Genomic DNA, 23,391 nt, shown 5'->3' on the forward strand with positions numbered 1-23,391 from the left:
CGGGTGGTCGACGCACCGTTGCGGACCACACCATATTTCAACCTCCTTCTGGCTTGGTATGGCGACCATACTCTCTCAGTTTCATTGGCGGGAAAATAGCGCAATTACATGCAGCTGCACTCTGTGCCACTACAGAGCTAAATTTGTCCGAAACATTTGCTCTTCTTTAATGATTTGACGCCATCAAGTAATTGAGCAGTCACTAAACCTATCAACTCACTGAAACTAAAACTATAGCAAAGACTTGCCAGATGAGCCCTTGGCTCACTGGCGATCTTGCGTACTTTTGCAAGGACGGCGATCTGCGATGTAACGGGTCCTGTAGGACTGGTGACTTCCCAATCCTCTTAATCTTCGCTGCGTACACCAATCAAACTGCGCCAGGCCTCCACAGTTCCAGATGATCGCGTTAACACTATTTTTACTATGCCTGACATTATCTAAGAAAAAAGTGGGTGAAAGACATGACTAACTGGGACGACAGAGCACTGCGAACGGCAAACGTAGTATGGTCTCCAGCTGCAAACAGCTCACGAAGAGAGCTAATCAACGAGCTGATCAACGAGCACGCTGGGTTGCGACTCAGGTATGTGGAGGAAACCAAAAAAGTAACGGACGCGTACGCATGCATCGCCAAGCGTCATCAGAGAGTCGGCCGAGTCGCTACAAGCGAAAGCGGAGACTGCCCGGTTCTGGTAAGTAATCCGGTCACGCCCAATGGTGTTGAACAGGCCATCTCTTCGCCGCAAAATATGACCCTACCTCAGCAAATCGAAAAAGGCGAATATGCGGTTGACTTTTCCGCAAGCACATCTCGAAAATCGAAGCCTAACCGCCCCTCGGTCGCAAATATGGGCATCAGTGAAAACGAATTTGAGCAACTTGAGTTGTCGGAGCTGCGAATTCACAGTTACCTTCATCAACTAGAGGAACTAGAAACTGAGATTGCGGGAAGCACCCCTAATACTCCAAAAGGACTGATAGAAAAGCTTCGTTTCTTTGCAAGGCTGGCATCTGAAGGCTCTGAATTTGCATTGGAGGTCTTGCCATTTGTTTTGGATGCATCCTTGGATCACCTCGAAGAGGTGCTCTGGCTCAAGGGAAAAGGAAGCGATAGAAGTTGAATCTACCACTTTATACAGGGGCAAGCAACCTGCCCGTATGGTAGCATACTAGAAAATAGCAAAAAACCTTAACGAAGCAGTACTGAAAAAATCGCGACGTCAAAGACCTCCAATTAGATTCAGAAGACTAGAAGATCACTTGCGCTAATACCATTATGATCGACACCATCTAGTATAATTCCGCCAAGGGATTTATCAACTATTTCATTGGAATTAAGGAACCGTACGACAGTGGACTCGCCACCATCATAAGCGATAAACTCCACCCCGTTGAAGTCCCCTCCAAATCCCCCTGTATTGAACACGAGTAGGTCTTCACCAACTTGGAAATCTGTCACCCGGTCAAGGCGATCGTCGAAATTGTCGAAGTAAAACAAATCCTCTCCAAGTCCACCAGTCAAAACGTCAGCACCCGACCCGCCGTTGAGGGTGTCACTTCCAGCACCACCGTCCAACGTGTCAAACCCCCAATCACCGATAAGTTCGTCTGCTCCATCTCCTCCACGCAGGGAGTCGCTATTTCCGCCGCCAATTAACAAATCCTGACCGGCATCTCCTTGAAGGAAGTCGAACCCATTGTCGCCGAAAATAGTGTCGTTGCCGACTCCTCCCATGAGAGAATCGTTATCCTCTTGGCCGTGTATCCGGTCGTCGCCGTTTCCACCTAGAATCGTGTCCTCACCAACGCCGCCGACCAGAAAATCTTGGCCCGCGCCACCTTCCAATTCATCTCGGCCGCCGTAGCCAAGTATGGTGTCAGAACCGTCACCACCTATCGCTGTATCGCTGCCCTCGCCTCCGTCCAGCACATCTGCGCCATGTCCACCACGAATGCGATCGTCGCCCAAGCTGCCGAGGATAGTATCATCGCCGTCGCCACCCTGAATAAAGTCGTTGCCACCTTCACCAATCAAAACATCATCTCCGTCTTCGCCAGAAATGGAGTCTGCTCCTTCTAGGCCAAGGAAAAAGTCATCGGCCGCAGTACCAGGGATTTCGTTGACGGTTTCCACGGGGGAAGTACTTGGCTCGACAGACGTAATGTGCAGCACCTCGTAAGGGTTCAGAAAGACTTCGAGAGTGCCGTCAATCCAAGCTGAACCCAGGTCAACTGTGCGCAGCTCGGCGTTACGGTGATTACCTCCGGTTTGCGCATACCCGACGATATATGCAAACAATTCTGCATTTTTATCTATAACCGAAGAAAGATCTACCGTGAAGGCGTCGGCTTCTGAAGTTCTAGAGCTGATAAAGATCTCGCTTCTCTGCGGCATCTCCTCAGACTGCAACGGGCTGCTGAAAACAGTAATTTCAAGATCCCCTGCACCCTCAGTCGCAGTCCAATCAGTATTCAAAAGCTCCAGGCCAACGGTTACCTCTCCAAGAATGTCGAACATTGCCGCGCGCGTGCTGTTAACTACGACGTCGTAGCCATTCACAGTTTCGATGACTATATCCTCATGGCGGTTGAGATACGCATTTTGGGTACTATGGATGATCGGCCAAGCGAACGAGAAATCTACTTCTGCTTCCACCAGGTTTGTATAGTGCTCCAATAAAAAGGATGCTCCATGAATTCCGATATCAACTTCATCACCTCTTAGGGCCATATTGCGATTAATATTGAATTCGCCGACAACTCGCAAAAGCTCGGTTCCAACCCAATCTTCCCAATTTGCCGCTGCACCTCCGTCGAAATTCTCACTAAGCCCGCGATCTTCGGCAAAGATTCCACTATCATCCTGGAAGCCACCCTGGCCGGAATCCCGCCAATAAAAGTTTCTAACAACGCCGTCGATCAAACCATTCGGATCAGCAACTTTCTCAAAAGCGTTTTGAATTGCTGCATTCGCTGTGCCGATATCATTTCCATAGCTTCCCCCAAGGTTTCCACAGGCTTGAATTAGGATAGCTGCGCTGTCGCCCGAAGCGTCCATGCCAGACTTTAACGCGACTGCAGCCTGAGCGGCACCAGCACCATAGTCTACTTCACGCGTCTCGTCGCCCGGCTCTCTCTTGATCCAGTATTCATTGCCGAGTTCATATGACGCCACAGTGCCGGGATACTGTTCACCGATCAGTTGCGACATCGCTGCCAGTTGGTCGTAAAGCTCTGCTGCGCCAACGCCTCCGTATGGCTCCAGTGTTTCAACTGGAACGACCAGGCTTACCTTCATGCCATGCTCATGAGCATGCGAAAGGTATTCATCTAGAAAATCACTTAATTGTCCGTTGATTACGATACCGTAATTTGAGAACGCTTCTTTTTCTTGACCAGCCGGAAACCTCGTGTAATCGACCCTGAACTCAGATAGAGCATTCAGGGTTTCCTGTGTTGGCGCGCCAAGCGGATTGCCATCGTTCCCTCCCCATGGGGTTTCACCTGTATTTGCACCAGGCAAAACATTCACGTTGAAATGGCCGTCAGTAGAAAAAGTACCGGTCGACTCAATTGTGGTGATCTCATAAACAGTCATCATCACACCCTCAGTTTCGCTGACCAAGGGCTAGTCCTTCTACAGGTTGTACCGGATGTTCAAAATTGGGCAAAGCGATGGAGGATGGAAACCTGTTGAAGGGGTTTCTGAAGGCTTTTGTAAACCATATCCTCTCATCTAGATACATTGCCTGGCGAGCGGACGACGTATCGTTATAGGCACTATCAGTGTCACTAGGCGAAAATGTTGGTTAGAATCCGATGCGTGAATGCCTCGTTGGCAAATTCTATGCTCGCGGCCCGCATTGGTGGATCGTAGTACTCGGTCTACCAGGCTATCTTTTGACAGCTGAATGCGATCGCCCAAGGTCATTCCCACTCTGGGGAGCCGTCTCGTTGAAGAAGTTGTGGAAGTAGCGCATCATGTTTACAGCGGTGTTAACAAGCTCAGTACGTTCGCCCTGGGCACTACTATCCAGTATATCGGGGTGCGGATGCGTACCGCCTTCGTTGTGATGGGCATCGGGTCAAACGTGATCCATTTTGTCCAGCCTGCTGTAACCTAGTGGTCCGATGATGCAGAAGCCGTCGCTCGATTTCGTTACCGCGGTCTCATCAGATTTCGCGTCGCAGAAATAGCCGCACGTTTATGCCACAAGAGCAAAAAAACTGGCTTGGGACTGGCTTTCTCACGTTTACCTTTTTCTATGGAAATTGGCTGGTTTTGAAGCTCCAAGGAGAAGCGCATGCATCATTTGGCGGACGCAACAAAAAACTCATCGCCGCTTGCGCTCCAGTACTCAGCCAACTGCCATGCCAATACGTGACTCTGTTGTGAGGTCTGAAGAAAGCAAACATCAGCGGCTATGGTGGTAGCTGTCCGATAGATGGCAAGCGGCAATGGCACTCCTAGTTTGGGGTGATTGATGACTGGCGCTTCAAGGTTCGCTGCGACCGTGCAAAGTGCAAAGCAGATCTCCAAAGCTGACGCGTCTGGAAAGCGACTTGCTACTACTGCTGCTGTGGCGTGTGCCGTGTTGCCATTCTCAAGGAGTTCATGGGCCGCTAGAGCCTCCATTTCCCTAATTTGCCTCAAAAAGAACTACTCTTACCTTGCCTTCCAAGTGCAAATAATAACTACAAGTCTTGCCTCTTCGAAAGCTATCTTAACGGACAGAAAGAAGTTTGAGCAAATTCAACGTGATTTTTTGCGCGTCTGAAGCTGTCCAAGCGAACACCAACGCCGCGCGCTTCAGCAGCCGTTCATGCTTTTCTTAGCTTGGACGGAGCAATCCTAAATCCTTGTACGCGCGCTATGCCCGTGCCCTCACGCGTGCCCTACGGCTAGCACAAGACTAGACTCAATCAAATAGCTTATCATTTTTAACCATATGAATGATTTTTGACGGTTGCTTGCTAAATCACCCGATCGAATACTGTGCTCACCGCCGGCGTGCCTGACCAGCATATCTCGGAGTGCACAGAGTCGCGAAAACACCAACTGAAGATACTTCCTATCCTGTTCAGATCATCAAAAAGCAATTCTTTCATGCACGCACTCACAACCGATCGCAGAACGGTTGGCCTACCGCAACACGGATCAGAGTGCATGGTGGACTGGTCGAGATAAAACTGTGCAGATCGCAGCCACTTTACAGGCGTCTCTCGAATCAAAGGGATAAGGACCATAACCTCGTGCCGATCAAATGGATTCAGAACTGTATTTTCTATGCGACCGCGGGCAAGCCGTATTCTTTCGGAGGGAACTGGTTGAAGGGTACATTTTGCTTCATAGGTGTTTCGCTGCTGCGCTTCACCACCTGCGGAAGAGCAAAAAGCGGAAGTATTTTAGAATGAGACCCTGTCTTCACTTAGAGGTTTTGCGTACGTGTAGTCATATAAGAGATCACCGAAGCACAGAACACGTTTCTAAGAATTAAGGCGTCTCAAAACTAAGGCAAACGTGACCTTCAATCATCGACAATTGCGACCCTGCGATCTTGGTATGAAGTTCAAAGTGTGACAATTCTCGAGGCTAGCGACAGTGCAACTGGCCCAGGAGTCTCCCTAAGCATCCAGGATGAAGGCAGCTTTTGCCGCGATCCTGCTTTTTTGCAGCATCCGGTTATGGAGCGGCTGCTATTGAACCGTGCCCCAGAACAGATCGGTACACTTGCGTTGTAGATGGAGACACTATTTGGCTGAACGGCGTGAACTACCGTCTTGCCGGGTGCGACACACCGGAGGAATACACGAACGTCTGTGGCGGCTTCACCGAGATTGATTTGGCCCGCGCGGCTTCCAGACGCTTGGTTGAATTGCTGAACACCAGCGACTGGCAGATCCAGTCGTTAGGAGAAGCCGACCGCTACGGCAGAGTGCTGGCAAATCTATATGTGAACGGCGACGACGTTGGTGACATTCTCGTTCGTGAGGGCCTTGCACGGTACTGGCCTGACGGGCCTGAATTTTGGTGCCAGTAGCTGGTGGAGGGGGCAACAGCGGGCGTTCCCATGAGCGAGTAGAACACGGCTCCTCGAACCGCCCGCGCTGGCAGGTCAAACAAGGCCCTTTCGTCTGCTTGTAGGCCTAGTGGAGGTTCCTCAGGAAATCGTGCGCTGTTTGGCCAGCTTGGCCCGATTTCGGGAGCGGACTGCAAGCAACGACGTATGATGGATTCAGCACCTCTATCTGCCGTCGCAGCCGCGACCGAAGCAAATGAAGATTCACTCCGGAGTCTTCGCTCAAACCCTTCAGTACGGGTTCCAGTCTTCTCAATGAATTGTCTATTCCGTGTTCGCTTGAACATTCGAGCGCGAGTTCAGCGATTGCACGGAACACGTCGTCTGTGTTTCTCGTCATATCTCTTCCCCATACAATAGCGAAGAGGATGCCGGCGCTTGGTTAACAATCCCCTAACGACCTTTTCGAAATGGGGCGAAGCTGATTTGTGGTTCCGTTGGTGGGTGCAACATAGAAGCCCGCGCCACGAACCAAGAGGCTTCGCCGTTCAATCTCAATCATCTCAGTAAGTACCTGCTTAGTGTTCTCAAAGCCACGCCGCTCCGCTGCGGTTTCCGCGACAAGCAGCTTTTCTAGAATGGAAGTATCTGGGGTCATGGTCATTCTCCCTATTGGCAAAAGGAAGTGTCGGTAATGAGTGTTAATGAAGTCTTAAGTTAACCTTTGCGTAAGCGGTTTCTCGCCCAAATCTCGTATCTCTAGCTAATCAGCACGCTAATGGTGGACAGGTATACAGGGATGTAGCCGTTGTGGCGACGCGCCACGTGCGATGCACGAAAGAGCAATGGAACATCTTTCTTGAGCGGTCATCTCTCACGCACAGAGTTGCTGTGAAGCCTCGCGGCCGATGCAGCCTAAGCACATTCAGTGCGATTTTCCGTTAAACCTCGAAACCAACTCATGACTAACGGTATGTTAACCATATTGTCTTCGAATACGCCCAGTAAACTGGGACTGAGGAGCTGCTCAAGGATGACTTCGCCAAGTAGACTTTTTGAACTAACAACCCAATTGTCCCGAATTGCTAGAGACCTGGAAGAAACCGGCATTCGTATCGAGATTGGCGACGACTTCGCCAAATACCGGGCCTACCGAAGCAAGTTGTCTGATCGAGGGCCAATCTATCCGATGTTCGACGTAGCGGCTTCTTACATTGACCAAACGAACGGCTTTTGGATTTGCGGATTCAACGAAGACGGTGATCTGATCCATACGCAAGCCGTGCGGCTTCTTGACCTGTCGGGCACCTCGCTGAACACGCACCTGGTATGTCATCGCCACAAATACATCACGCCTGACTCGACGCCTGACCCGGATCAGACCTTTTATTCGGGACCCAACGCGCTTGATTTCATCACCGGACAGGTCTGCTATCAGGGCGAATTCTGGCTGCGCGCCCAAGGCCTTGGTGGCGCGCGCAGTCAAGGCGTGACCACCCTGCTCTCGCGTCTGATGCTCGAGGTTGCGGTGGCGGCTTGGAACCCCTCGTATGTCTTCGCGCTTGTGCCGCAGCGTGTCGCTGCCAAAGGTGCGCATCTGCGCTATTGCTTCAACCATTGCGAGCCTGGACGTTGGATCGGGCCGGACCAACAGGTGACCGAGGAAGACTATCTGATCTGGATGGAAGCCAGCGAATTGGCGCGTACACTGTCCAAAACACGACCCGCCGTCCAAGGCGCGACGGTGGCAGCAATGACAACGATGCCCGCATCGCTCGCGCGCGCCGCTCTACGGGTTGGAGTTCCTGCCAATGGCTGAGGAAACACTCTGGAAATTGACGCCGATATCCGCAAAAATTCGAAAGATTGCCGGAGGGCTCACCTTGCGCAGTGCCGTGATCCTCAGACCGATTTCGGCCTACGTCGCCTTCGTGATGGACCTTACCCTTTTGCCCCTCTTGTTGCCCGCCATACAGGCGCATTTTGCTTTGTCGGTTGGGGATCTTGCCTGGGTGTTCAATACCTACGGCGCCGCGGTCGCCCTTGGTGTGCTGTTTTGCGGATGCTTCGGCGACGCGCTCAACATCCGGAAAGTCTTTGGCGCGGGAGTAGCGTGTTTCGCGGCGGGCGCTTTGGTCGCTGCCACGGCGCCGACCTATGAAACCCTCATTTTCGGGCGCCTCGTGCAAGGGTTCGGGGGCGGCATTTTCTCCCCGCTGGTCCCAATTTACCTCACGCGTGCCTCCCCTGACATGCCAGGACGTGCGTTGATCTTGTGGGGGAGTCTCACCGGCTACATCGCAGCCTTCGCCCCGCTTCTTTATGGGCACTTCCTTGGGGGGCAAAGCTGGAGACTGGCTTTCGCCTTCATCGCAATTTCGGCTGCCAGCGCGTGGGTCTTGCTGACGAAATGTACTGAGTCGCAAGATACCGCACCCTCCACGGCACCCACACCAAACCACTGGGAAATCCTGCGCTGTCGGGACCTTCTATTGACACTCGCTTACGTCTTCTTCACCTACGGAAGCATCACCTATTATCTATTCCGCCTCCCGGTTTGGCTGTCCGACAATGACATCAGCGCCTCCGGAATCGGGCTCGTCTTGTCGTTGGCGTGGCTCACCTTTTCGTGCATCAGCACCGTTCTGAGGAACTTGGTCGATCGCGATCATGTCCAAGGGATCATGCTGACCGCGCCGCTATTTCTGGCGGTCGCAGTGCTGCTGTTGTTCAATCATCAAAGCTTCCTGCTCGTCGCACTTTCGTCCGTTCTGGTCGGCGCTGGACTGGCGTGTAGCAATGCACCCTCGACGCAGCTAATCCTAAGATTTGCGCCCGAAGGCTTAACGACCTTCTCGGCGAGCCTTGACATCACCTTTGCTCGGATCGGCGGTATTGCGACAGTCTCCGTCCTGGCAGGGATGGATATAGGGTACGCGAGCCTCGCGATATGCGGGTTGTGCCTCTTAGCATTGCTCTGCGCATTTGGCGCAAGCCGGCGCCCAGCCGAAGCAGGCCTGCCTCCCGCGAGCGGCCGCTAAATGCTTTGGCGGACGCCGCCAAACATACGGGGCTTCGACCGCAAACGCGCCGGGCTCCGTTAACCACTCGTTAACTTATGAGCGATACTCATTAGGCTCTTAGTGATTGGTTTCATGATATCGCCCCGCCTCCTCGAACAAGTGCCCTCCAAGTGCAAAGAAGGCTTGGGGCTGGCACTCGCAAGTGATGACGACGGTGCAGTGATGGTGTTCCATTGGTGCAACAAGTCGCTGGTTCGTATAATGGGATTCGACCAAGCCGACGTTATAGGCCAGCGTGCGACGATCTTTGTCAGCCCGGACATGGACCAAAGCGCCCACCTCCTTACCATCGATAAGCTGATGCGCTGGGAGCACTTCTCCGTTATGGTGCGGCTCTACAAGAAGAACGGTGACCCCGTCTGGGTTACGATGACGTGGACACCACTCACTGACCCAGAGGACGGCAGTCGCTGGTGGCTCTGCTCCTTGATCGAGCTTCAATCCCGCTCAACTCCGTTGAAGAACGTTATTGAGCTCGCAAACGACGCCTCCACCAACGATCTAGTTGCGAACTACACGGAACAAATCGCTTTCTTGGAAAGCGAGAACAGACGCCTACGCTCCATCGCCACAGCCGTCACACGCGACTCCAACGAGGATCCGTTAACCGGCCTGTCTAACCGGCGGCACTTTGAGGCGAACCTAAGCATCTGGATTTCCTCCCTAAGAAGGAGCGGCACCGCCTTCGCAATCCTGTACATCGATCTGGATCGCTTTAAGGCCATCAACGACACGCTTGGCCATGAAGCGGGGGACAGTTTACTTGTCGCCGTCGCCTCAATGCTGAAGCGGATCACTTCCGACTCGGACCTTGTGGCGCGCTTAGGGGGAGACGAGTTTGTGATTTTGAGGCCTCTCGGAGAGAGCGCTCTCGAAATCAGCGGCCTCGCAGACGTCATCATGCAGGAGATGTCCAAGCCATTTGAATACGGCGGAAAATTGGTTTCCTGTGGAGCCAGTGTCGGTTTGGCGATCGCGGACGAAAATACCAAGAACCCCGAAGAAATCGTCGGGGATGCAGACACGGCGCTCTATCACGCCAAGTCGGCGGGCCGTGGGCGTTGGTCCTTCTTTACGGCGGAAATGCATACCAAATCCTTAGCGACCAGGCATCTAGCGACAGAGCTACTAGTTGCGTGCGAGCGGGAAGAGTTCGTTCCTTATTTCCAGCCTTTGGTGAATGCTTCGACAGGTCAAATTACGGGTGTTGAAGTTCTTGTACGATGGTCTCATCCGACAAAGGGTCTCATGCCGCCCGCGGATTTCTTAGGAGTCGCGGCACAAATGGGGATCCTAGCAAAGATTGATGCGATCTTGTTCAGCCGCCTTGCGGAGGCGGTGACATATCTTGATAAAGCACATACCAAGCTCTCTAGGTTTGCGATCAACGTTTCTGCTGGTCGCCTCTCCGATACGACGCTCTTACATGAAATTAAAGTCTCAGGGATCGACCCGACACGTTTGACTGTTGAGCTTGTTGAATCAGTTTACCTGGAGCAGATCCATAGCACCACCAGTTGGACATTAGAGGAGTTGCGTGAAATCGGCGTAGAGATTGCAGTAGACGATTTCGGAACCGGTCATGCTTCAGTCCAGGGGCTGCTTCAGATAAACCCAGACATTCTCAAGATTGATCGTCAGTTCATTCAGCCAGCTGCAGAAAGCCAACGTTCCCGCGCACTGATCGAGTCGCTCATTGGAATTGGTAAGAGCCTAGGGCTGAAAGTGGTCGCAGAAGGGGTCGAGACTGAAGACCAGGCGCAACTCGCTCGCGAATTAGGTTGCGATATTTTGCAAGGGTTCTACTTTGGAAAGCCGATGGCCGGGTTCGACCTATTCAAAATGCTGAATCAGACGAGTGGGTGCCTTTGGCGTTCAATTTCGAAGCTCCCACAAGTGGAACTATCGATAGACAAACTGCCCTAGTGCCACTCGTCGTTGCGACCAACTAGCATTGAGGCCCATGGGTCGGAGTTTGTTTCTTTGGCATCTTGCATCAATCCCAGCTTAGGTGACTAAGTCAGTTGGCAGCCCCAAACTGGCTTTGGACCACTCAAGCGGGGCTGATCAGTTGCACATCCATGACGAACAGGCCCTCCGCCGTTTCTGCTCCTCAAATCTGTATCATATCGCTATAAGGTCGTCTCAGAGGGAACCAGTTTGATATTCTTTGCTGAATCTCCATTTAGCTTCGAGCTAACTTGGCATGACGCAGCGGACTGACAGTAGTCGCCACACCGCATACGGTTTTCCCGTATTCAACAAGAATACTATTTTGGCACGTCTTCTCGAGTTTTTCTTGAATCTGAAGAGAATTCTGTATTCTCTTTAACGTTAGTAATTCTTTGAATTTGGGAAGCTACGGCTCGGTCTACTCAACCAACAGGGTGACCAAATGCCGACCAGTTTTACTGATCAATTCTTCACGTTTGACCCAGCAAATCCGCCAGATCCTGGAACGGTAGTGACCGTACAGCAGTTCACTCTTACCGATCAGAATGATGACGGCGATATTGACGAGTTTGATGACGACGCTGTTGCCGGTCTGGATGTCACAGCTTCTTGGCCAGGCGATACAGTGACTATCATTGTACCCGGGGTCGGCGACGTGACTTACGTGGGCACGACAATCTACATCAGCGATGGCAGTGTCATTTTCACCCCGACAGATGGGCAAGTACTATCTGGAGGGGAATTTGTTTCCTCGACATATGTGACGACGCAAGGACCTCTCCTGACGAGCCAGCTCGGCCCACCGTGTTTTCTACCTGGAACATTGATTTCCACCCCAACTGGCTCCATTAAAGTTGAGGACCTTCGTGTTGGTGATCTTGTTTGCGTACTGGGTGGCAGTGCCATGCCGGTTGCCTACATTCGACATCGCAGAATCTCGGCACAGCATCTGCGAGCCAACCCGAGACATGCCCCGATTAGAATACCGGGGACGGCGTTCTCCCTTACTTCCAACCATGCCGATTTATTCGTTTCACCGCAGCACCGGATGCTGATCCGATCGAAAATTGCCCAAAGAATGTATGGGGAGCAGGAGATCCTTGCGCCCGCAGCGCAGTTAATCGGTTTCAAGGGAATACGCCGCGTGGAAACAGAGAAACCGTTCTCCTACATTCACTTGCTGCTAAGTGAACACTCGATCATTGAAGCGAATGGACTCGGAACGGAAAGCCTATTCTTGGGCCGAAGCGTTCTTGCGGACCTTAGTCGGTCAGAAATGAGGACCATCAGGAAGACACTCAACCCATCGGAAATCTTCGCCATGACGCCTGCGAGAGTTTTCGCCAATGGTAAGAAATTGAAGCAACTTCTGCTGCGCCACCAGAAGAATGGAACTCCGCTTTGCGGCGAACCGCGGGAATATATGCCGAATGTTGCGTAGGTTGGCGTGCATTCGGCTTCGCTTCGGAAAAACGCGGTTTGGTACGAATGATCGGGACCCTTGCAAGGCTAAGGCAGGGCTTCCCTTCTACCCTCGCTAAGTAGCCAGATTTCGCGTCGCACTTCGCGCCAGCCGCGACCCTTACTGATCCTTTTGTTGGTTCGCCCGTCGTTCAAACGCGCGAAATCCGACGACGACCACTGTTACTGCTATTAGAATAAAGTCCCATGCACTGCCCATCACCAAATTGATTGTTTCGCTCATTGTGTCCATTCCTCAGCCAGAGCAATGCTTGCGCTCGAAGATCCTCCAAACACTGTGACTCAACACCTAGGCTCTTGACCAGAACCTTATTGCGCAGGGTTTTCGGAGATTTATTCCGAGTGGGATTTTGGTTTGCGCCAGTTGTCAATGAATTGAGCTCACAGCGAACGCTGTTACAACCGGCCCAGTTACGAGACGTCGGCGATCATCAGCAAAGCCGATATTCGTTGCTTCGCAGAATGAAGGTATTTTGGCCTAGAAACTGCCCGACGCAGCATCATAGAAGGGTGTAATTTGCTTAGAGGTGTGTCTCGCGGCCCAAAGCTGTGGTTGGTCGGCGGTCAGCTCGCCGCAGCACAGCTTCTCCAAAACAGGCCTTGCTGGATATTGCACTAATTGGCGAAGCAAAGGGCTGTATAATTGGCGGAATCCGCGCAGAATGGAGTTATCAGACAGCTTAGACTAATTCTGCAGGCAGAGACAGCGCAAGTATGAGTACCAAGTTAAGCTACGTTAGGACGCGAAGTGTCGTTCGTTCAAATGTCTCAGGAAATCCAAGATTTCTTCTACGATAAGGCTTACGCCTATACGAAGGGTCAGTTGGAGTATCTTTCCCTTGTGTTTCTAATTCCTTTCCAGTTTTCAATCGGCAGCCAGTTCTTAAGTCTGGGCACAAGCCAAGAGGTCAAAGACCTGTTTGCTAACTACAGAAGTATCCTCCTCGACCAACGTAACACAAAAACGACGGCAGAAGTTTTGCAAATCGCGACGGTGGTAGATGGCACGCCACATTGCCTTGTCAACAATGCCAGTTTTGATCGTGCAAGGGACATGATGGGTGTCGAAAACGCGAGCTAAGTTCTGCGGCGCTCTGAAGAGGCATTCTTGAGAATTGATCTCGTAGAGTGCGTTGACGAAGCAAACCCAGCCTTGATTAAGGGCATAGGGACGTTACCAAAGAAACCGGCCTCGCGGAACCAGCGGACCTGGAATATTACGCGATAAAGGGTTTCCCAATCCAAGCCTCGCTGGCATCTTACCATCTGGCAGGGCACTCAACAAATTGATACTCAGGTAGACATCGGTGATCGGAGCGCTATACGATCAGTCGCCAGCGGGGAAATCCCAACGCCTTCGAATTTAGACATTTTGTTTGCTTAGCTGTGGAGCAGTGACCCGCATGTCCGGCATCCGATTATGCCATGTCCGCAAACCTCCGAGTAGAAGGCAGTCACGTGGTCGGCGTGTGCTGCTGTTTTCGTCCCTAAAACAGCTCGTCCAGCAAGCCGGTTTGCCTCGGCTAAGTGGAGTAGTGAGTCGACATCCGTTGGTGACATCCCCGTGTCGGCAGCAAGAGCCCTAATAAGGGTTCGTTTGAGCCCCGGATGATCATCGTGTCCCATCATTGATGCGAGCGTCAGAAGACTGGCGATTTCTGTGAATAACTTCTCTTCGTACATTCTCAATTTGCCCCACGTGAAAGCACTTACTTTCATTTGAGAACACTTAACAAACCATTAATCCTTGAGGTATTAGGATCGCCCCCTAGGCGCCGCAACATCAGCCGATGCCCCGCAGTTCACGAGCTGGGATGCATAATTCGTTTGTGGGTAGGGCGTTAGCAAACGCTCAAGTTCAGATCGCAATGCCTTGGCCGTGTGCAAAAAACCTTGACTTTCTGCCTCCAGCAACGCGGATTGCGTGCGCTCAATTAGTTCCATGTCACTCATGACTAACCACTCTGTTGCAGTTTTGCTCTACCTAGGCGTGTGTGGTTAACGAGAAGTTAACGCCCACGTCAAACTGCCGCAGTTCGGCAATAATTGGCCGATTGATTGGTACTGTCAGACTAATTTGAACCAGCCTCAGCTAGGACAGAAGCGCTGCCGCTTATGCGGCGCAAAGGGCGCGCCACTCAATTAGAGCGGCGGTGCGGTTCAGTTTGAAAATGGGGCCGACTTTATAAACTATTGGCGGTTGAGGTGGTTGCAGACCGAAGCGTGGACAGAGGCGAATTTCTGCATACTTCGCATGCGCCGGAACCGCTGCATCGCACGCTATCTTCGTCGGAACGGCAGGTGCGAATTCTCCGCTCGATGGTTTTCACATTGACCTGTCTCTTGCCGATCCGCACCGCCAAGTTCCTTGAGAGCGGCGCTATAGGAACGAAGCTTGTCGGTTACCAACACTTCAGGTCGACCGTGCTTGCGAATTGCTTTTCTTAGGAATTTGAGCGCGGCCCTCTTGTCGCGACGCTTCGTGACGTAGCTTTCGAGCACTTCGCCTTCGTGATTTACGGCCCGCCAAAGATCGTGCGTCTTGCCGCTGATCTGCACAAAAACCTCGTCCAAGTGCCAAAGCCACTTGCTTGATTTCAAGCCCTCGATCCGCCGTTTCTCAATCTCCGACGCAAACATCGGGCCGAACCTCTGCCACCAATACCGCACCGTTTCATGACAGACATCGATGCCGCGCTCATGGAGCAGATCTTCGACGTTCCAAAGCGACAGAGGAAAACGAACGTACATTATCACAGCAAGACGGATGATCTCGGGACTGGTTTTGAAGTATTTGAATAGGGCGCGTTTGGACATCCATGGAGGCTACGAGACCGCCCTGCCCCGCTCATGCGATGTTCCCCTGACAATACCGATGGGGCAAAACAAAAGCTACCGAACTCCAATTTCACTCGAGAAATGCTCTCATGGAACGTGGATTGGCACGTACCAAACAAACATTCTTTCACGATACACTATTGCGACGAATCCCTTTATCTCATCGGCGCTACTTGTGAAGTCGGCCACTGGTTCGCAGATGCTTTCGATATTGAATGCTCGAGGGCACCACGACTGGGTCCGAGAGCACCCTTCGCTGTCTCGGTGCAGAAAATCTCGGGAGTCATAGGCCACAGGCAAGAGTTTACGACCAACCGTCGCGAACGGCCCATTCCCGACCTTGGACGCAGGTTCGGGACGCTGCAGTCGCAGCTCGCTTAACGGACCTCTGTGCAAAGTGCAGCGAAGGTCCGGTTTCCGCCGATTCTGTGGAAAAACAACGTGTTTCTGGCGCAGAAAGCCGCGGTCTGAACGGGGTGCGAGTGCCTTTCTTGTCAGGCTTTTGGTGTTTGCTGCGGTGCAGGAAAGATCTTGGACAATTTGCGGAGGTTTTGGGCGGTGGCGGCAAGGAGAAATTCGTCATTTGCACCGCATGGCCCGCGTAGTCGGAGCCGACCTAAGCCAAGAATGCGTTTGAGATGGGCGAAGAGCATCTCGACCTTCTTCCGAAGCTTCATCGAGATGCCGTACTGGCGGGTTTTTGCGATGTTGCGGGCGACCTGCCGAGCGTCTTCGTGTTCTTCGCGGGTGATCTTGCGGGCATCGGCCCTGGGGCAGCATTCGGCTTTGGATGGGCAGACCTGGCAAACATCTTTCAAGGCTCGGTATCGAGCCGTGCCTTTGCCCGTTGGCCCCCTGGTTGGGTCTGAGTAGTTCCGGCGGAATTGTTTCAGGGCGTGGCCCTCGGGGCAGATGTACTGGTCGTTCTCGGCGTCCCACTCAAAGTCGGCACGCGTCCAAGTTCCATCGTTGCGACCGGACTTATCAAAGACTGGTATGTGCGGCGCGATTCTGCGATCGACCAGCCAGCCTAGAAGCGGCCCTGTGCCATAGGCCGTGTCCGCGATTAGACGTTCAGGATGCAGGTCGAACTTCGCCTTCACCCGCTTCAGCATGGTCTTGGTCGATCCAACCTCTGCCTGCCGGATGGAACGCGTCGCCTCGACATCTACGATCACGCCGTGGTCTGTGTCGATCAGGTAGTTGTCAGAATAGCTGAAGAACGCTGGCCCCTTACGAGCCGCGGTCCACTGGCTCGCCGGGTCGGAATGCGAGGTGAATTTGGGCTGCACCTCGCTGGCGGCACCAAATGCGGCCTCGTCCAGCGTGTCGAGATACTCGCGAACTGCGCGAGGCGCATCTGCCGGATCGATGGTCGATACGTCCCACTCTTCCTTCGGTGTCGAGTTCTGTTTGTTGGCATCCGCCTCGATCAGGCTGGCATCAATCGCCATCCGCTGGCCACTGACCAGCCCTTCTTCGATGCACCTTGCCACCGTCGTCTCGAACAGATGGCGCAGCAGCTCGCTCTCGCGGAAGCGGCCATGACGGTTCTTGGAAAAGGTGGAATGGTCGGGAACGCGATCGTTCAAATCAAGGCGGCAGAACCAGCGGTAGGCCAGGTTCAGATGCACCTCTTCACACAGACGCCGCTCGGAACGGATGCCGAAGCAGTAGCCAACCAGCAGCATGCGTATCAGCAGTTCAGGATCGATCGACGGACGCCCGGTGTGGCTGTAGAAATCCGCGAGGTACGACCTAATGCCGGTCAAATCGACAAAGCGATCAATCGACCGCAACAGGTGGTCTTGCGGAACATGGTCTTCCAGCGAGAACTCGTAGAACAGCGCCGCCTGCGCTTCCTGCCTCGGTCCCATCATCGCCAATGCCCCCGCTCGTTGAGGCAATTGAATCAGCGAATTACGTCTCAATCAACGATGAGTTTTTCAACGCAATACGCCCTTCATAAACTTCAGAGATCCGCTAGATGCAATTGAGGGGTACGCACTGAAGGCTGCCCCGCGTTGCATCGTTACAAGCGCCCATAGCAGATTTGGAGCACATCCAGGTAGCGTCCCGGACTCGGTACAATGTGCTGTTGTTGGGGGCGATAGTGCGAACAGCGTTGAAATTCCAGAACGCAAATTTGGGTCAGCTCAGTTCAAAGCGAGACCAACCGACGCAAAGAAGGAAGGTGGTCTGCAGGGTGGATGAAGCAAGATTATTTCATGTTAACTATTTGATCATAAAATACTTTTTTTGTGTTTTGGTGCGGGTGGAGGGACTTGAACCCCCACGCCTTGCGGCGCCAGAACCTAAATCTGGTGCGTCTACCAATTTCGCCACACCCGCATCGGCGGTGCGTTTAGCAGGACATGCCGGGCATTGCGAGGCCAAAAAACTCCTCAGCATTAACCTAAGCGTAACCACCTTTCGCCCAGATTATGCCCGAATCTCACGCGAGGTATCTCCCATCAACGGGCTGCCACCCGAAACCTGAGGGGAAGACACATGACCGACACCACGATCCACATCGAAGAAAAAACTCGCCCTATGGGTGAGGATGCCGTAACCTCGCGTTCACATAAACGAGGCACAAAGTGCCCGAACGAACGAGCAGGTATCAAAATGACAGATGCAACCCCGCGGCCGCAGGCCGGTGTGGGTGGCAAAGCTGGCGCATGTGAAGCTGGTCTTGCCCCCGGAACGCAGGTCCTGACTTTGGACGGCGCGATCCCCGTAGAATTCCTGAACCCCGGCGACCGCGTGATCACGCGGCGTGGTGTGCGCACTCTGAAAGCGGTGATGCGCCACAACTTGCCGGAAGGCACACCGCGCGTCCGCGTGTCGGCCGATGCACTGGGCGGCAAACCGTCCAATGATGTCATCCTGATGCCCGGCCAGCGCGTGCTGGTGCGTGATTGGCGCGCCAAGACCCTTTGGGGCAAGGACATCGCCGCAGTTCCCGCCGCCCGCCTTGTGGACGGCAACTTTATTCGCACCGAAACCGGCGGACGGCAGATCATGCTGTCGCTCTACTTCGGCGCACCAGAGATCCTCTATGCTGATGGGTTGGAGCTTGCCTCCGCAGACAAGCCGAAGGTGGCAGCCTCGGCGAAGTAACCCGGTCAGTCCGCACGGTGTTTGCGTGCGGGTGGCAGTGGCGACGCACAACACGCCACGGAGGAGAGGACGCGAAGTAGCGTCCGATACCGTGAACAAGGGCGTTGCAGACCGCCCCCCCTCTCACGGATTTCAAGCGGCGCCCCGGGACAGGGCGCCGCTTACTTTTTCAGGTCGGCGTCGATCTCAATCCGGCGCAAGACCTTGGGCAAAAGATCCGGCAAATCCTCGGCAACCAATCCCGGCCCAAAGCTGCGCGCCGCCTCAACATGCAGAAACACACCGGCCTGAGCGGCCAAGAAGGGCTCAAACCCACGCGCCAAAAGACCCGTGATGATCCCGGCCAAGACATCCCCCGATCCTGCGGTCGCAAGCCAAGGGGCCGCGCGCCCGTAAGCGGCAGCATGGACGGCGACCTCACCATCGGGTCCCGCAATCACAGTATCCGCGCCCTTGAACACCACCACACATTGCGCGCGCTCGGCCGCCTCCCGCGCGGCATCGACCTTAGAATAAGCCGGGCCGTGGGTCGCACGTTCTGCCATCCGGGCCGCCAAATCAGGGAATACCCGGGCGAACTCACCGCCATGGGGTGTGATGACACCGACGTCGGCCAGATGAGGGACAATTTCGTCAGGCTGACCAGAAAAATTCGATAGGGCGTCCGCGTCCAGAACCACAGACAAGCGCGCCCCTCGGTTCGCTGCAATCTCCAAAGCCGTCTGAACGATCGCGATCTGCGTCTCGCCAATCCCGAAGCCCGGCCCGATGCAAAGGGCATTGATACGGTCATCTTCGAGTGCTGCGCGTAAGCCGTCCGCATCCCCACATCGCCGCAACATCAGCCCGCTGATTTGCGCCGCGCACTCCATCATCGCGGACCCCGGCGCACCCAATGAGACGAGCCCCGCCCCAATGCGCAACGCTCCACGTGCCGCAAGGCGCGCGGCCCCGGTGCGCCCCATGCCCCCTGTCAGAACCAGCGCGTGCCCGTGGTCGAACTTGTGCGCCTCTAACACACCTTTCAGCAAAGACGGTTCCGCCAACAACGGGTCAGGCAGCCGCGCCAAAGGAATGCCTTGCGAACGGTCTTTTAGGCCGATGTCTACAACCTCAAGATCTCCACACTGCGCAGGCCCATCGGCAAGGACATGCCCCAGTTTGGGTTGCTGAAACGTGACTGTCAGATGTGCAGCGATATCCCCGCACCATTGGCTGTCAGTCCAAAGGACCTTTCCGCTATCCGCATCCAGCCCCGACGGCACGTCGACCGCGACGACATATGGGGCAAGTTCGCGGCCATGGCCCCAGAAACCATCCGCGAACAGGTTATGAAACAAGCCCCCAACGCGGTCAGGCGGCGCAAAACCGCGGCTGAGGCCTGTGCCGAATACTGCGTCGACAATCAGGTCCGCTCCATCGGCCGAGGCCTGTTCGAGCGGGGCAACCTCACCGATATCCTCCCAACGGCGTCGGTTCGCCACCGCATCCGGGGGCATGGCGTCGCCCTCTCCCATGCCGAACACGGAAACGTCCCAGTATTGCTGCGCCAGCAGCCGCGCGATGACGTATCCATCCCCTCCATTATTGCCCGGCCCGCACAAAACCACTGCGCGACGCGGGCCGTCCCTTAACTCTGGCCACCGCGACAGGACTGCCTGCACCACGCCTGCGCCGGCTTGTTCCATCATGTCCGGTCCCGTCGCCTCACCGGACGCAATGGCAGCAGTCTCCAAACCGCGCATCTCTGCAGCCGTCAGCAGGCGCATATCAGTCATTGATTCAGTTTCGCCTATTTTTTGATCGCTTTGCACAATAAGTGACCTGCCACCTCAGATTCCGCCCAAAGATTGACCACCGCTCCCCCTGACTCATGGACGCCCCCTGCCCAAGATGGTGTCAGAACATCGAAGAGATGGCGAGGGGAGTCGGCCCGTGAAAAAGATCGAAGCAATCATCAAACCGTTCAAGCTGGATGAGGTGAAGGAAGCCCTCCAAGAAATCGGCGTGCAAGGCCTTAGCGTGACCGAGGTGAAGGGCTTCGGTCGTCAGAAAGGCCATACGGAGCTCTACCGCGGCGCCGAATATGTCGTCGACTTCCTACCGAAGGTGAAGATCGAGGTCGTTCTGAGCGAAGATCAGGCCGACGCAGCGATCGAGACCATCATTAACGCCGCCAAGACCGACAAGATCGGCGACGGCAAAATTTTCGTGTCCGACATCTCCCAGGCGATCCGTATCCGGACCGGTGAGACGGGCGAAGACGCTATCTAATCCAAACTACGAAACACCCCCGACCGGGGCCTATTTGAACCAAAGGGAAGGTCAGAATGAGCACAGCAGACTTCTTGAAAATGGTGAAGGACGAGGACGCGGAATACGTCGATATCCGGTTCACCGATCCGCGCGGCAAGCTGCAGCACGTCACCGTGATGTCGGATCAGGTCGATGAGGACTTCCTTGAGGAAGGCTTCATGTTTGACGGCTCGTCCATCGCCGGTTGGAAAGGCATTGAAGCCTCCGACATGAAGCTGATGCCCGACACCGACAGCGCCTATGTCGATCCGTTCTACGCGGAAAAGACCATCTGCCTGCACTGCTCCATCGTTGAGCCGGACACCGGCGAAAGCTATGAGCGTGACCCGCGCGGCACCGCCGAGAAGGCCGAAGCCTATCTGAAGTCCTCGGGCATCGGCGACGTGTTCTATTGCGGCCCCGAAGCCGAATTCTTCGTCTTCGACGATGTCCGCATGTCGGTTGAGATCAACAAGGTCTCCTACGAGGTCGACGCCCAGGACGCGTCCTGGAACGGCGACACCGAGTACGAGATGGGCAACATGGGCCACCGTCCCGGCGTTAAGGGCGGCTACTTCCCGGTGAACCCAATCGATGCGGGCCAGGACCTGCGTTCTGAGATGCTCTCGACGATGAAGCGCATCGGCATGAAGGTTGATAAGCACCACCACGAAGTGGCGAGCTGCCAGCACGAGCTTGGCCTGATCTTCGATAGCCTGACAAAGCAGGCCGACGAGCTTCAGAAGTACAAGTACATCATCCACAACGTGGCCCACGCCTATGGCAAGTCGGCGACGTTCATGCCCAAGCCCATCGCGGGCGACAACGGCACGGGCATGCACGTGAACATGTCGATCTGGAAGGACGGCAAGCCGCTCTTCGCAGGCGACAAATACGCGGATCTGTCGGATGAGGCATTGTGGTTCATCGGCGGCATCCTGAAGCACGCCAAGGCGCTGAACGCATTCACGAACCCCTCGACCAACTCCTACAAGCGTCTGATCCCGGGTTTTGAGGCCCCCGTTCTGCGCGCTTACTCGGCTCGCAACCGCTCGGGCTGTGTGCGTATTCCGTGGACGGAAAGCCCGAAGGCCAAGCGCGTGGAGGCTCGCTTCCCCGATCCGGCGGCAAACCCCTACCTCTGCTTCGCGGCCCTGCTGATGGCTGGCCTCGACGGTATCCAGAACAAGATCAACCCCGGCGACCCGTCGGACAAGGACCTTTACGATCTTCCGCCGGAAGAGCTGGCTGGTATCCCGACCGTTTGCGCATCGCTTCGCGAAGCACTGGACGAGCTGGAAGCCGATCACGAGTTCCTGCTGAAAGGCGACGTGTTCACCCGCGACCAGATCGAAGGCTACTGCGCGCTCAAGTGGGAAGAGGTTTATGCCTACGAGCACACGCCGCACCCGATGGAATACAAAATGTACTACAGCTGCTGATCAGCCGCTGTCAGAGACAGGAAAGGGCGCCCGGCGGGGCGCCCTTTTTCTTGCTTTGTTGGCGCCGCTGCTCACGCGTGAGCAGCGGGGCTAATCATATGTTTTTTCGAGGTTTTCGAATTCTTGTTAACCAGAAATCAGACGATAATCCGCCTCAGCACCCCTCGTTGAAGATACCTGCAAGCTGGAGGCCCGGCGCACACAGCAATCCGCCCCATTGATAAGCGTCCTGCCCGTTCTGCAACTGCACAGCCCACCATGAATAGCCGTTAAAGAAGATGCCCGTGTCCGTCACCAAAGTGATCGGCTGCCCCTCGAACGTTGAGCCGACATCGGCAAAGTTGGTTCCCGGTCCACCGCGAAGATTACCGCCGAAAGAAAAGCCTGGAAAAGGCCCGACCTGCGGGTCGTAGCCACCGCCCGCCTGGCTGCCGCCGGGCTCGTCAATGCTTGTCACCACGCAGTTGAACTGCGCGCCCGAGGCCGTGGTGAGAAAGGCCTGCCCCTGATGTTCGACGAAATCGAGGCCTGTGGAAGGATCAAAGAACCGCGACCCACTGCCCGAGACGGCGGGGTTCAATACCGCTCGCGTCACTTGCCCGTTGGATTGGTTGCGTGCATCTACGCCAACGACGTCCTCCTCATCGAAGTAAGTGGCCGTGAATTCGATGCCGTTTAGCGCACCGCAGGCGTAACTCACGTTCGCAAACGAAACGCTTGGCACACCCGCCGTCATGGCCAAAACGACAAAAGCGGTTTTGTATTTCATGCTAATTCCCCAAAGCTGATGGGGGATGATTGCCGCACAAAGATCTCAGCACAAAGAAAAAAAGCGCCCCGGCTGGGGCGCTTGAATGCACGAGATGTGCGTCGCTTACTTTGCCGCGCGTTTGGACGCGAAGGTCGCGCCGTCCTGCTTGCTGGCGATCCGCGCCTGATCGGCTTTGAAGGCCGCGAGCGCCCGGTCATGGCTGCTGCCCATGGCGATCCGGTTGACGTGGATTTCGGTGCGCGGTGTGTCCACCGACTGGAAAAAGCGCAAAACGCTGCTGACGATCCGCTCCATTACTCTGCCTCATGATCTGTTTTTATTGATCTTGAGCCAGAGTTGGCGGCGAAATGTGGCGAAATCTGGGCAGAATGTGACGCGGG

At 54.5% G+C, this 23,391-nt stretch carries 16 protein-coding genes, 1 tRNA gene and 1 pseudogene; 10 read left to right on the top strand and 8 right to left on the bottom strand.

What is annotated here, in order from left to right:
* Nucleotides 1–455: 455 nt before the first annotated feature.
* Nucleotides 456–1,124: a hypothetical protein gene (locus V8J81_RS10560; RefSeq protein WP_368475711.1), complete on the top strand. Its 669-nt coding sequence runs from the start codon at nt 456–458 to the stop codon at nt 1,122–1,124.
* A gap of 119 nt (nt 1,125–1,243) precedes the next feature.
* Here V8J81_RS10560 and V8J81_RS10565 read toward each other — a convergent pair whose 3' ends face one another.
* On the bottom strand, nt 1,244–3,628 hold the full coding sequence (locus V8J81_RS10565; protein ID WP_368475712.1) for a calcium-binding protein: 2,385 nt from the start codon (nt 3,626–3,628) through the stop codon (nt 1,244–1,246).
* Nucleotides 3,629–5,771: 2,143 nt separating this feature from the next.
* On the opposite strand from V8J81_RS10565, the gene V8J81_RS10570 reads away from it, so the two are divergent.
* Nucleotides 5,772–6,044 carry a thermonuclease family protein gene (locus V8J81_RS10570; protein WP_368475713.1) on the top strand — a complete coding sequence of 91 codons (273 nt, stop codon included), beginning with the start codon at nt 5,772–5,774 and terminating at the stop codon, nt 6,042–6,044.
* Between the two features lie 421 nt (nt 6,045–6,465).
* Here V8J81_RS10570 and V8J81_RS10575 read toward each other — a convergent pair whose 3' ends face one another.
* Nucleotides 6,466–6,681 carry a hypothetical protein gene (locus V8J81_RS10575; protein ID WP_368475714.1) on the bottom strand — a complete coding sequence of 72 codons (216 nt, stop codon included), beginning with the start codon at nt 6,679–6,681 and terminating at the stop codon, nt 6,466–6,468.
* A 414-nt stretch (nt 6,682–7,095) separates the two neighbouring features.
* On the opposite strand from V8J81_RS10575, the gene V8J81_RS10580 reads away from it, so the two are divergent.
* The 5 genes from V8J81_RS10580 (at nt 7,096) to V8J81_RS10600 (ending at nt 13,622) form a co-directional block, all read left to right on the top strand.
* Entirely contained in the window at nt 7,096–7,842 is a 747-nt protein-coding gene (locus tag V8J81_RS10580) for a hypothetical protein (protein WP_439649885.1), read from the top strand.
* Between the two features lie 76 nt (nt 7,843–7,918).
* Complete coding sequence (locus V8J81_RS10585; RefSeq protein WP_368475716.1) at nt 7,919–9,064, top strand: MFS transporter; 1,146 nt, start codon at nt 7,919–7,921, stop codon at nt 9,062–9,064.
* 114 nt (nt 9,065–9,178) lie between these two features.
* Nucleotides 9,179–11,032, top strand: coding sequence for an EAL domain-containing protein (locus tag V8J81_RS10590; protein WP_368475717.1), 1,854 nt, complete (start codon nt 9,179–9,181; stop codon nt 11,030–11,032).
* Nucleotides 11,033–11,501: 469 nt separating this feature from the next.
* Complete coding sequence (locus V8J81_RS10595; protein ID WP_368475718.1) at nt 11,502–12,500, top strand: Hint domain-containing protein; 999 nt, start codon at nt 11,502–11,504, stop codon at nt 12,498–12,500.
* Between the two features lie 789 nt (nt 12,501–13,289).
* Nucleotides 13,290–13,622 carry a hypothetical protein gene (locus tag V8J81_RS10600; protein ID WP_368475719.1) on the top strand — a complete coding sequence of 111 codons (333 nt, stop codon included), beginning with the start codon at nt 13,290–13,292 and terminating at the stop codon, nt 13,620–13,622.
* 1,032 nt (nt 13,623–14,654) lie between these two features.
* Here V8J81_RS10600 and V8J81_RS10605 read toward each other — a convergent pair.
* The 3 genes and pseudogenes from V8J81_RS10605 to V8J81_RS10615 form a co-directional block, all read right to left on the bottom strand.
* Nucleotides 14,655–15,358, bottom strand: a pseudogene (locus tag V8J81_RS10605) (IS6 family transposase).
* Between the two features lie 515 nt (nt 15,359–15,873).
* Nucleotides 15,874–17,259, bottom strand: coding sequence for a transposase (locus V8J81_RS10610; protein ID WP_368475720.1), 1,386 nt, complete (start codon nt 17,257–17,259; stop codon nt 15,874–15,876).
* A gap of 387 nt (nt 17,260–17,646) precedes the next feature.
* Nucleotides 17,647–17,731: transfer RNA gene (locus V8J81_RS10615), tRNA-Leu, on the bottom strand.
* A 276-nt stretch (nt 17,732–18,007) separates the two neighbouring features.
* Between V8J81_RS10615 and V8J81_RS10620 the strand changes: the two genes are divergently transcribed.
* On the top strand, nt 18,008–18,502 hold the full coding sequence (locus V8J81_RS10620; protein WP_368475721.1) for a Hint domain-containing protein: 495 nt from the start codon (nt 18,008–18,010) through the stop codon (nt 18,500–18,502).
* 161 nt (nt 18,503–18,663) lie between these two features.
* Here the strand turns inward: V8J81_RS10620 and V8J81_RS10625 are convergent, their stop codons facing one another.
* The gene (locus tag V8J81_RS10625; RefSeq protein WP_368475722.1) at nt 18,664–20,280 is read right to left on the bottom strand and encodes an NAD(P)H-hydrate dehydratase; all 1,617 of its coding nucleotides are present in this window, start codon (nt 20,278–20,280) and stop codon (nt 18,664–18,666) included.
* 157 nt (nt 20,281–20,437) lie between these two features.
* On the opposite strand from V8J81_RS10625, the gene V8J81_RS10630 reads away from it, so the two are divergent.
* Nucleotides 20,438–20,776, top strand: a complete 339-nt coding sequence (locus V8J81_RS10630) for a P-II family nitrogen regulator (protein WP_368475723.1) — start codon at nt 20,438–20,440, stop codon at nt 20,774–20,776.
* 56 nt (nt 20,777–20,832) lie between these two features.
* Nucleotides 20,833–22,239 (top strand): type I glutamate--ammonia ligase, encoded by a 1,407-nt coding sequence (gene glnA, locus V8J81_RS10635; RefSeq protein WP_368475724.1) that lies wholly within the window; start codon nt 20,833–20,835, stop codon nt 22,237–22,239.
* 154 nt (nt 22,240–22,393) lie between these two features.
* Here glnA and V8J81_RS10640 read toward each other — a convergent pair whose 3' ends face one another.
* Nucleotides 22,394–23,008 (bottom strand): MliC family protein, encoded by a 615-nt coding sequence (locus V8J81_RS10640; protein WP_368475725.1) that lies wholly within the window; start codon nt 23,006–23,008, stop codon nt 22,394–22,396.
* Nucleotides 23,009–23,113: 105 nt separating this feature from the next.
* The gene (locus V8J81_RS10645; protein ID WP_368475726.1) at nt 23,114–23,305 is read right to left on the bottom strand and encodes a hypothetical protein; all 192 of its coding nucleotides are present in this window, start codon (nt 23,303–23,305) and stop codon (nt 23,114–23,116) included.
* Nucleotides 23,306–23,391 lie beyond the last annotated feature (86 nt).

This window comes from Gymnodinialimonas sp. 202GB13-11, assembly GCF_040932485.1.
Classification (GTDB): domain Bacteria; phylum Pseudomonadota; class Alphaproteobacteria; order Rhodobacterales; family Rhodobacteraceae; genus Gymnodinialimonas; species Gymnodinialimonas hymeniacidonis.